We start from the raw sequence: 10836 nt of genomic DNA on the forward strand, positions 1-10836 counted from the left end.
TACGGTGACAAATGCATTTCAAACCGTTTGATTTGTGCGTCAATGCATTACCCTGCCGTGGAAACAAAAACTGCGCGGCAACCAGGGTCACCACGCAGCGTAATGCATTATTATATGATATTAATACAATGGATATTGTTTCATCCATTCGTTCACTTCTGTTTTCACAGCGGCGATTTTCGCGTCATTGTCATTGTTAACCAGAACGGTATCAACGAGGTCGACAATGCGTTCCATATCCGCCTCAACCAATCCGCGGGTCGTCATTGCAGCTGTTCCTACGCGCATACCCGAGGTTACCATCGGTGATTTGTCATCGAACGGCACCATGTTTTTGTTGATGGTAATGTCCGCTTTGATCAGCGTGTTCTCCGCCAGTTTACCGGTCAGGCCTGATTCTACACCATTTTTGGTGCGCAGGTCGATCAGCATCAGGTGGTTGTCGGTACCGCCTGAGATAATGCGGTAACCTTTGTCGACAAATGCTTTGGCCATCGCCTGGGCATTTTTCGCAACCTGTGTTGCGTAGTTGTAATATCCTTCGCTCAATGCTTCACCGAACGCAACGGCTTTGGCAGCGATAATGTGCTCCAAAGGTCCGCCTTGGGTACCCGGGAACACGCCCGAATCCAAAAGTGACGACATGGTACGAAGCGCGCCTTTAGGAGTTTTAATGCCGAACGGGTTTTCGAAGTCGTTACGCATCATGATCACACCGCCGCGTGGGCCGCGAAGTGTCTTGTGCGTTGTAGTAGTAACAATGTGGCAGTGATCGAACGGGTCTTTCAAAAGGCCTTTCGCGATCAGACCGGCAGGGTGAGAGATATCAGCCATCAGCAATGCACCGATTTTGTCGGCTACCGCGCGAAGACGCTCGTAGTCCCAGTCACGGCTATACGCAGACGCGCCGCAGATCAAAAGCTTCGGACGCTCCTTCAATGCTGTTTCCTCTACTTTGTCCCAGTCGATCAGACCAGTTTCCGCTTCTACACCGTAAAATACAGGCTGGAAATATTTACCTGAAATGTTGACGGGCGAGCCGTGGGTAAGGTGACCTCCGTGTGAAAGGTTAAAACCCATAATTTTATCACCTGGGTTCAAGCAAGCCAGGAAAACGGCTGTGTTGGCTTGTGCTCCCGAATGCGGTTGTACGTTAGCCCAGGTTGCACCGAAAAGTTCTTTCAAACGGTCGATCGCGATCTGCTCGATTTCGTCGACTACTTCGCAACCACCATAGTAGCGTTTGCCTGGAAGGCCTTCCGCATATTTGTTGGTCAACACACTGCCTGACGCCTCCATCACCTGGCGAGACGTGAAGTTTTCAGAAGCGATCAGTTCGATACCAGACTCCTGGCGATGTTTTTCTCTGTTGATCAGATCAAAAATGGCGGTGTCGCGTTCAACGCTGGTGAGTGTAGACATGGGATTTGTCAGAAAAAATGGTGTGATACTCTTGGAATAAGCCGCAAAAATACAAGCAATTATTTTGGAATAAAATATTAACACTTACTTTATATTTAAAGTGCGAACCGGCCTGTGAGAATAACCTATGCGGATAGCCCTTTGCATTGCGGCAAGCGTAATTTTAAGTGTAAGTTATTTCTTAAATTATTTTAAGAATAATTGTTTTCCGTTGTACTTTTGTGGTTAAATCGTTCGTGCGTGATCGAACACATGAGTAACTTGCGGTTTAATTCTATTCACGAAACTCTTACATCATTCAACATTTAGTTATGAGCCAACAAACGGTAAGTCCACAAACCATCCTGATGCAAGCTTCCAGCAATGGAAAAGGCACTAACGGCACCATAGGGCAGCCCATTACCTATGAAAAGATCCCGACGCAGATCTTTGCCGATTCCAAAGAAGCGTCCTATGCAGTTGCAAAAGAGATCTCGGACCTGATCCGTCAGAAACAAAAGGAAGGTAAGCCTTGCGTTTTAGGATTGGCAACCGGTTCGTCGCCGAAAACCGTTTACGCGATTCTCGTGCGTATGCACCGTGAAGAAGGTTTGAGCTTCAAAAATGTGATTTCTTTCAACCTGGACGAGTACTATCAAATGGAGCCGGATTCCATTTACAGCTACCACCGGTTCATGAAAGAGCAACTGTTCGATCACGTAGATATTCCAAAAGAAAACTATTTCCTCCCGGACGGTACTGTACCTGCGCCATTGCTGCGCGATTACTGCATGTCCTATGAAAATAAAATCAATGCGGTAGGCGGACTGGATTTCCAGTTGCTCGGTATCGGTGGTAACGGGCACATCGGTTTCAACGAACCTGGCTCACTTATCAACTCGCATACCCGCCTCATCACGCTCGACCATTCTACGCGCGCCGCTGCGAGCATGGAGTTCGGCGGGCTGCATAATGTACCGCGTAAGGCAATCACATTGGGTGTTGCGCCGATTTTGAATGCACGCCGCGTGGTATTGCTGGCCTGGGGTGAAAGAAAAGCGCAGGTGATCAAAGGTGCGGTAGAAGGCCCGGTAACGGAGCTGAACCCTGCTTCGTACCTGCAAGCGCACGCCGATGTTTCTTTCGTAGTCGATGAAAGTGCGGCTTCCGAGCTGACCCGCATTAAAACGCCTTGGGCGGTCGATTCGGTGATCTGGGATAATAAAATGATCAAGAAAGCGGTGACACATTTGTCGCAAACCTTGAAAAAACCGATCCTGAAACTGACCGACAAGGACTATAACGATAATGGTATGAGCGACTTGCTGGCGCAATATGGTGCCGGTTATGAGATCAATATCAATGTATTCAACCAGTTGCAGCATACTATTACCGGCTGGCCGGGTGGTAAGCCTAATGCGGATGATACCCACCGTCCGGAACGTGCACAGCCTGCGAAAAAACGCGTGTTGATTTTCAGCCCGCACCCGGATGACGACATCATCTCGATGGGTGGTACCTTCCAGCGCCTCGTCGACCAGGGCCATGAAGTACACGTTGCTTACCAGACTTCCGGTAACATCGCCGTTGCTGACGACGAAGCATTGCGTTTCATCGATTTCGTAGTCGACTTCAACCAAGGTTTCGAGATTGACAGCCCGAATGCCAGCAAGCTCTTCCTCGATGCAAAGGAATTTTTGAGACATACCAAAAATAGCGAAATCGACTCTCCTGAGGTTCGTAAAGTGAAAGGTCTGATCCGCCGCGGTGAGGCGAAGGCTACCTGCCGTTTCGTAGGTATCCCTACCAGCCAGGCGCATTTCCTCGATATGCCTTTCTACGAAACGGGTACCGTGCAGAAAAAGCCGATCGGAGAAGAAGATATCAAGATCATCGAAAACCTGATCGAAGAGGTAAAACCGCACCAGATCTACGCAGCCGGCGACTTCGCCGATCCGCATGGAACGCACAAAGTGTGCTGGGACGCGATCGAAGCCGCATTGCAGCGTTCGAAACATAAGAATTTCATGAAAGATTGCTGGGTATGGTTGTACCGCGGTGCATGGGCTGAGTGGGACATCTATGAAATCGAAATGGCGGTACCGATGAGCCCTGACCAGGTGCTGAAAAAACGCCAGGGAATTTTCAAACACCAGTCTCAAAAAGACGGTGTGGTATTCCAGGGAGAAGATTCCCGCGAATTCTGGCAGCGTGCTGAAGAGCGTAACCGCGGCACCGCGCAGCTTTACGATTCCCTTGGCCTCGCCGAATACGAAGCGATGGAAGCATTTGTACGCTGGAAATTCTAAGCGATAACCGTAAATGAAAAGAGCCCGGAAAATTCCGGGCTCTTTTCATTTTATATCTACCTGATACGCTGATTAAATGCGTCGGTGGTGCGTTACAATTCCATGTCAACCCACATCCTGTGCGCCATTTTTTCAACCATATTCATCACGCCTTGGACGGCGCCAAAAATGATACAAAGCGGCAGAATGACCGGGAGGAAGATCAGCCATTGCAATGCCATGGTAAAGTTAAATCTCTTGATAATTGGCGTTTTCATAACAGGATCAGGTGCTAAAATAACATAGGTTAGTATCCCAAGTTATACAATTAATTAATAGTCAACAACTTTTTACACTACTAACGTTCTCGTTTTCTGTAAAATTTGAATTATTAATGTAATTATTTCAATCGGGATTATTGAAAAAGCAAATCGGCCCGATTTGTTACCCACGGATATTCGCCGGGCAGTAAAAAAAATTTTTGTTTATTTGTTATAGTAAAGTTAACTGCCACTTCCGACATGCCTTCATCCGACATCATCCAACTATTACCCGATTCCATAGCCAACCAGATTGCCGCGGGAGAGGTCGTTCAACGGCCCGCTTCGGTGGTAAAGGAGCTGATGGAAAATGCGATCGATGCGAAGGCTACGCAAGTGCAGGTGATCCTGCGAGAGGCGGGGCGAACGCTTATCCAGGTGATCGATAATGGTACCGGAATGTCGGAAACCGACGCCCGCATGAGCTTCGAAAGGCACGCAACCTCGAAGATCCGACAGTCGGAAGATTTGTTCAGGATCAAGACAATGGGTTTCCGCGGCGAGGCGCTCGCGTCGATAGCGGCGGTGGCGCAGGTGGAAATGCGGACGCGCCAGGAATCGGACGAGCTCGGCACATTAATCCGCATTGATGGCTCGGAAATTAAAACCCAGGAGGCCGTAGCTTGCCCGAAAGGCACTAACTTTTCAATTAGGAACCTGTTTTTTAATGTACCAGCCCGCAGGAATTTTCTGAAATCCAATTCAGTGGAAATGCGCCATGTGCTCGACGAATTTCAGCGGGTAGCATTAGCACATCCCGAAGTCGGTTTTACGCTCCATCACAACGATACCGAAGTCTTCAACCTGCAATCGGTGAAGCTGGTGAAAAGGATCATCGACATTTACGGCAAAAGCTACCGTGAGCAGCTCGCTTACTGCCAGGAAGACACTTCGTACATCAATGTGCGCGGCTACATCGGCAAGCCGGAGTTTGCCCGCAAGACACGTGGAGAGCAGTTCTTTTTCGTGAACGAACGCTTCATCAAGCATAACTACATGCATCACGCGGTGATTAGCGCGTTCGACGGCACCATTCCCGAGGGCAGTCACCCTTTTTATGTTTTGTTCATTGAAATCGACCCTTCGCACATCGATATCAATATTCACCCCACTAAAACAGAGATCAAATTCGACGACGAGCGCTCAGTATATGCCATCATCATGGCGGCGGTAAAGAAAGCGGTGGGTGTTTACAATCTCTCCCAATCCATTGATTTTGAAGAGAATATTAATTTTCTTAATCCTACATCCACCGAACCGAACAACAACCTCATTCCCCGCACGGTAATGCCCGACTGGGCTGCGCAACCGCGTAAGAATGAGAGCGGTGCCTCCAAATCGAACCTGACCAACTGGAACAAGCTCTTCGAAGGATTGCAAAATACGGAAGACAGGCACCGCGAGCTGGCCGCATTTGAAATGAATGCGCCTACTGCCTCACGCCCCGTGTACCAGGAGCAGGCCAAAACCGTTGCCAGCAAGGTAAACAGGATGGCGTCGGAGGTAATTGCCGCACCCGAGGCCGATGCGCTGTTGTTCCAGCTTCATAACCGCTACATTCTGTCGCAGGTGAAGGACGGCATTATGCTCATCGACCAGAAAGCGGCCTACGAGCGCATTCTCTACGAACGGTATCGTAAGATGCTCATCAACCGCAATGGCGCATGCCAGCAACTGCTTTTCCCCAAAACCATCCGGCTCACGCATTCGGATATGCAGCTTGTGCATGAGACGAAAAAGGAAATCCGGAGCCTGGGATTTGAGTTTGACGAGTTTGGGGCGAATGAGCTGATCATCCGAGGCATTCCGGCCGATTTACCGGAAGAAAGCGAGCAGGATTTGTTTGAAGAACTGATCGAGCAACTTAAACAGAGTTATTCCGACCTTAAACTGAATAAGCCGGAAAGTCTGTCGAGATCGCTTGCAAAGCGTTTTTCGGTGCGGTACGCCGTCAAACTTTCGTACGTGGAAATACACACATTGCTCAACCAGCTGTTCTCATCGTCGGACCCAAACCGGACACCAGGCGGCGATCCGATTATCGTTCTTTTGACAATGGATAAGCTGGCAAATATTTTCCGGGGATAAGAACAAAACCGGGAGATGCACAGTTTATTGGAGATAAATCTTTGAATTTGAATCAAATATGTTAGCCATAACCCCCACGGTAAGGAATTTATTAATACTGAATATCCTATTCTATTTTATAGATTCTTCGGTCTTCAATCTCAAAAGCGAGTTTGCGCTCATGCCGGTGATGTCGCCGGATTTCCATATTTTCCAATTCGTCTCCTACATGTTTCTGCACGGCGGCATTGGCCACTTGTTCAGCAATATGTTCGGTCTGATCATGTTCGGACCATTGCTGGAAAGGATTTGGGGCCCGAAACGCTTTTTGATCTTTTACTTCGTCACCGGCATCGGGGCAGGTCTTCTGTTCTCGGGAATAGGCTTTTACGAGAATTGGCAGGTAGCAAATGCTGTTGAGTTATTTACCCAAAATCCTACACCCGACGGCCTGGCCGACTTCCTGAGCAAGCACGCCGAACCGCTTTATGAACCGAACCTCGATTTTTTGAATTCTTTCGAAGGAAATCCAACCAATTCGGTGTATATTCAACAGAGTATTAAGCTGGTACAAGGCTTTTACGCCTGGTCGATCAGTATACCGATGGTCGGCGCCTCAGGAGCGATTTTTGGCATCCTGATGGCGTTTGGTTTGTTATTTCCAAATACGGAGCTTTTTCTCCTGTTTGTACCGTTCCCTATAAAAGCAAAGTATTTCGTTGCTTTTTATGGGCTTTTTGAATTGTATTCGGGGATACAAAATGCTCAGTCCGATAATGTTGCCCACTTCGCACACATTGGAGGAATGCTATTTGCATATATATTGTTGCGTTACTGGGGTACGCAAAAGTCAAATTTCTATTAGAAGAAGAAGATGAGCAATATTGTTGACGACGTTAAACGGGAATTCGCGAAATCCGAGAATGCACTGGTAAAAATTATCCTGATCAATACAGCGATCTTCCTGATCCTGCTGCTTATGAAGATTGTGCTTACCCTATCCCAATCTTCGAACGTATACGCATTGGTGATCAATATGTTACAGCTTCCGGCCGCTACGGAAGAATTTATTTACAAACCCTGGACGCTCATCACGTATTTCTTCACGCACGACGATATCTTTCACATTCTCTTCAATATGCTCTTTCTCTACTGGTTCGGGAAACTGGTGGATGAGTACCTGGGCGCAAAAAGAGTGGTGGCGCTTTACATGCTTGGAGGTATCGCTGGCGGGCTGATTTACATTGTTTTATACAACTTACTACCTTATTTTCAGGCACATATCGAAGGATCCAGAATGCTCGGCGCATCGGCGGCGGCGTTCTCGGTGGCGGTAGGGGCATCTACATTGTTGCCTAACTACACTTTCAACCTGATCTTTTTAGGGCCGGTCCGTATCAAATTCATTGCATTGTTCTATATCATCCTGTCATTGGCGCAGACGGTAGGACCTAATGCAGGCGGGAACCTGGCGCATTTAGGAGGTGCATTCACAGGTTATATATTCATCAAACTGCTGCAAAACGGGACAGATTTGGGCAAGCCGATCTACGGGATACTGTCTGTATGGTCGCGCATTTTCCGCAAACGTCCATCCATGCAGGTAACTTACCGCGAGCGGCAGGTGTACCGCAGCACCAGCGTATATTCATCGTCATCGTCGGGCACCATCGAAATGCCGGACCAGATGGAAATAGATTCGATCCTGGATAAGATCTCGAAATCGGGTTACGAAAGCCTGACGCGTGAGGAGAAGCAGAAGTTGTTCAAGGCGAGCCAGCAAAAATAATAGTCGTAATTAATGCGTATTTCCTTAATTTTGTGACTATTTAATAAAGCGGACAGCTAGTAAATTTGATTCAATAGCCCTACGGTATGCTTATAACGCCAGGAAAATTATTAGCAACAATTAATTCTCCCGAAGATCTCCGAAAACTGGACAGTTCTCAGCTTCCGCAGGTTTGCAACGAGTTAAGGCAATTTATCATCGATAATGTGTCGGTTTACGGCGGGCACTTCGGAGCGAGTCTGGGTGTGGTTGAATTGAGCGTTGCATTGCATTACGTATTCAATACGCCCGACGACCAGCTCGTTTGGGATGTGGGCCACCAGGCTTACGGCCACAAGATTCTCACAGGTCGCCGCGACGAATTCCATTCCAACCGCGTTTACGGAGGGTTATCAGGTTTCCCTAAAAGAAAAGAAAGCATTTACGATGCATTTGGGGTAGGACATTCTTCTACTTCCATTTCTTCTGCCCTGGGTATGGCGGTGGCATCCGCGTTGGAAAAGAATTTCGAACGCCAGCACATTGCCATCATCGGCGACGGTGCCATGACGGCCGGTTTGGCTTTTGAAGGGATGAACCACGCCGGCGCTACGGATTCTAACCTGCTCATTATTCTCAATGACAACTGCATGGCCATCGACCCGAACGTCGGTGCCTTGAAAGAATACCTGACCGACATTACCACTTCGCAGACTTACAACAAGTTCAAAGACGAAGTTTGGAACCTGCTCGGCAAAATGAGCAACTTCGGCAAGAGCGCGCAGGAGATTGTTTCGAAGGTAGAAACAGCCATGAAGACGGCTATCCTTCGTCAGAGCAACCTGTTCGAATCACTTGGACTACGTTACTTTGGTCCAATCGATGGAAACGATATCAGCCACCTCACCGAGGTTCTTAAAGATCTCAAAAACATTCCCGGTCCCAAGCTGCTGCATTGCCTTACCGTAAAAGGAAAAGGTTACGGCCCTGCCGAGAAGGACCAGACGAAATGGCATGCTCCCGGTGTTTTCGACAAGATTACGGGGGAAATCAAGAAGAAAGTCTACAACACGCCTCAGGCGCCAAAATATCAGGATGTATTCGGCCATACCATTGTGGAACTGGCCAAAGAAAATCCGAAAATTGTCGGTATCACGCCGGCAATGCCATCTGGTTCTTCCTTGAACATTATGATGGAGGCTATTCCCGAGCGGGCCTTCGACGTCGGCATTGCCGAGCAGCACGCTGTGACATTCTCGGCGGGTATGGCTACGCGTGGTGATATTGTGTATTGCAATATCTACTCCACCTTTATGCAGCGCGCGTACGATCAGGTTGTGCATGATGTATGCATCCAGGAACTTCCCGTCATCTTCTGTCTTGACAGAGCCGGACTGGTAGGGGCCGATGGTCCGACGCACCACGGTGTCTACGACATCGCATTCATGCGTTGTATTCCAAATATGGTGGTCGCTTCACCGATGAATGAGCAGGAACTGCGTAATATGATGTACACCGCGCAGCTGGAATCTTTCCAATCCGGTAAAAATGCATTCACGATCCGCTATCCGAGAGGCAATGGTGTTATGCCTGATTGGAAAACACCGTTTGAGGAAATCAAAATTGGTAAGGGAAGAAAAATCAACGACGGAACTGATCTGGCGATTCTTTCTTTCGGTCCGCTCGGCAACTTCGCATTGCAGGCCTGCCACGAACTCGATAAGCAGGGCGTCAATGCAGGCCTTTTCGATATGCGCTTTGCAAAGCCATTGGACGAAGCCCTGCTGCACGAAATCTTCTCTTCCTATGAAAGGGTCATGACGCTGGAAGATGGCTGCTTACAGGGAGGATTTGGCAGCGCCGTGCTGGAATTCATGACAGATAATGGATATACCAGTCAAATAAAGCGCCTTGGCATTCCCGATTCGATCGTCGAGCACGGCGAACCATCTGAGCTTTACAAGGAATGTGGCATTGATACTGCGGGTATCGTCGAGGCTTCGATAGAATTCCTGCAGCGACGATCACGAATTGCCTCTGTGATCCACTGATATAAAATATTTGCTAGTTGAAAGCCGGTCGCCAGATCGGCTTTTTGTTCTTCCGTCCAGTGGGATATTAAAAAGATTCGATTTATGCGCCACTATTTCTATCTCCTGGCGAGATACCTTCTCACGGCGCTATGATACTCACAGGGCTAAAAAATTGGGGCTAAAAAGGGCTTACGAGAAGTACAATGGTCTATTAAGAAACGACTTTCGGCGGGTTCTGCCACCAACTTTTTATTCATTCAGTGAAGTCGCCAGCGAGGCATTTCCTACCGAGTTCATCGGTGACAGTCCATGCGTAGGCGATTTATGCAAAGTTGTGAATGCATTAAACACTGAAAGCACCTTTGAAGCCGAAGATACCAAAACACCAAAAAGCATTCCTTTTGAGGATGCTTTTTGCTTTAATAATTGTGGCGACTAGACTGCGCGCCCCGCCTACGCGATCCGGTATCATCGGCGGCACGGTCCAAGCCAAACTGTCATAAACGCAAAAAAGCATCCCTTTTGAGGATGCTTTTTGGATTAATAATTGTGGCGACTACCTACTTTACCAGGTTTGAACCAAGTATCATCGGCGGAACTGGGCTTAACTTCTCTGTTCGGGATGGGAAGAGGTGAACACCAGACCAATAGTCACCAACAAGTTCGTCGTTGGGTTTTGTTCGCTATGGAAAGGAGGTGAAGCGAATCGTCGCACCGTCCAGACCAATAGTCACCAACAAGATCTTTGAGTTTTAGGAGGAAGGAGTATGGAGGAAGGGCATTCCCTTTCGTCCTTTTTTCCATTGTCCCTTTTGTCCTTTTCATGTCATATTGGAAGTAGAAGAGATGAAGATAAAGATTAAATGTGCAAGCTGTTGGGTAATTAGTACTGCTCAGCTGAGTGTATTTCGACACGTATACCTGCAGCCTATCAACGTCGTAGTCTACAACGACCCTTA

General features: G+C 48.1%; 8 protein-coding genes and 2 rRNA genes. 6 read left to right on the top strand and 4 right to left on the bottom strand.

Annotated features, from left to right (window positions below; translation table 11 throughout):
* Positions 1-120: 120 nt before the first annotated feature.
* Positions 121-1422 (bottom strand): serine hydroxymethyltransferase, encoded by a 1302-nt coding sequence (gene glyA, locus BLQ88_RS23695; RefSeq protein WP_090155114.1) that lies wholly within the window; start codon positions 1420-1422, stop codon positions 121-123.
* A gap of 347 nt (positions 1423-1769) precedes the next feature.
* Here glyA and nagB point away from each other — a divergent pair, with 347 nt between their 5' ends.
* Entirely contained in the window at positions 1770-3710 is a 1941-nt protein-coding gene (nagB, locus tag BLQ88_RS23700; protein WP_090155142.1) for a glucosamine-6-phosphate deaminase, read from the top strand.
* A gap of 92 nt (positions 3711-3802) precedes the next feature.
* On the opposite strand, the gene BLQ88_RS36810 is transcribed toward nagB, so the two are convergent.
* Positions 3803-3967 carry a hypothetical protein gene (locus tag BLQ88_RS36810; protein WP_176885078.1) on the bottom strand — a complete coding sequence of 55 codons (165 nt, stop codon included), beginning with the start codon at positions 3965-3967 and terminating at the stop codon, positions 3803-3805.
* A gap of 243 nt (positions 3968-4210) precedes the next feature.
* Here BLQ88_RS36810 and mutL point away from each other — a divergent pair, with 243 nt between their 5' ends.
* The 5 genes from mutL to BLQ88_RS36490 all read left to right on the top strand — a co-directional run bounded on the left by mutL (position 4211) and on the right by BLQ88_RS36490 (position 10316).
* Positions 4211-6097, top strand: coding sequence for a DNA mismatch repair endonuclease MutL (mutL, locus tag BLQ88_RS23705; protein WP_090155116.1), 1887 nt, complete (start codon positions 4211-4213; stop codon positions 6095-6097).
* 58 nt (positions 6098-6155) lie between these two features.
* Positions 6156-6941 (top strand): rhomboid family intramembrane serine protease, encoded by a 786-nt coding sequence (locus BLQ88_RS23710; RefSeq protein WP_090155118.1) that lies wholly within the window; start codon positions 6156-6158, stop codon positions 6939-6941.
* Positions 6942-6950: 9 nt separating this feature from the next.
* Positions 6951-7865 (top strand): rhomboid family intramembrane serine protease, encoded by a 915-nt coding sequence (locus tag BLQ88_RS23715; protein ID WP_090155120.1) that lies wholly within the window; start codon positions 6951-6953, stop codon positions 7863-7865.
* A gap of 86 nt (positions 7866-7951) precedes the next feature.
* Positions 7952-9895: a 1-deoxy-D-xylulose-5-phosphate synthase gene (dxs, locus tag BLQ88_RS23720; RefSeq protein WP_090155121.1), complete on the top strand. Its 1944-nt coding sequence runs from the start codon at positions 7952-7954 to the stop codon at positions 9893-9895.
* A 10-nt stretch (positions 9896-9905) separates the two neighbouring features.
* Complete coding sequence (locus BLQ88_RS36490; RefSeq protein ID WP_143016915.1) at positions 9906-10316, top strand: hypothetical protein; 411 nt, start codon at positions 9906-9908, stop codon at positions 10314-10316.
* 108 nt (positions 10317-10424) lie between these two features.
* Here BLQ88_RS36490 and rrf read toward each other — a convergent pair.
* Both rrf and BLQ88_RS23730 read right to left on the bottom strand, forming a co-directional pair.
* Positions 10425-10536, bottom strand: a 5S ribosomal RNA gene (gene rrf, locus BLQ88_RS23725).
* 203 nt (positions 10537-10739) lie between these two features.
* Positions 10740-10836: ribosomal RNA gene (locus tag BLQ88_RS23730) — 23S ribosomal RNA — on the bottom strand; the annotation flags it as partial.

Origin of the sequence: Dyadobacter soli (genome assembly GCF_900101885.1) — a bacterium.
Taxonomy (GTDB): Bacteria; Bacteroidota; Bacteroidia; order Cytophagales; family Spirosomataceae; genus Dyadobacter; species Dyadobacter soli.

Coding starts and splice junctions, on each gene's coding strand:
- glyA (WP_090155114.1), bottom strand. CDS start 1,422: ATGTCTACACTCACCAGCGTTGAACGCGACACCGCCATTTTTGATCTG.
- nagB (WP_090155142.1), top strand. CDS start 1,770: ATGCAAGCTTCCAGCAATGGAAAAGGCACTAACGGCACCATAGGGCAG.
- BLQ88_RS36810 (WP_176885078.1), bottom strand. CDS start 3,967: ATGAAAACGCCAATTATCAAGAGATTTAACTTTACCATGGCATTGCAA.
- mutL (WP_090155116.1), top strand. CDS start 4,211: ATGCCTTCATCCGACATCATCCAACTATTACCCGATTCCATAGCCAAC.
- BLQ88_RS23710 (WP_090155118.1), top strand. CDS start 6,156: ATGTTAGCCATAACCCCCACGGTAAGGAATTTATTAATACTGAATATC.
- BLQ88_RS23715 (WP_090155120.1), top strand. CDS start 6,951: ATGAGCAATATTGTTGACGACGTTAAACGGGAATTCGCGAAATCCGAG.
- dxs (WP_090155121.1), top strand. CDS start 7,952: ATGCTTATAACGCCAGGAAAATTATTAGCAACAATTAATTCTCCCGAA.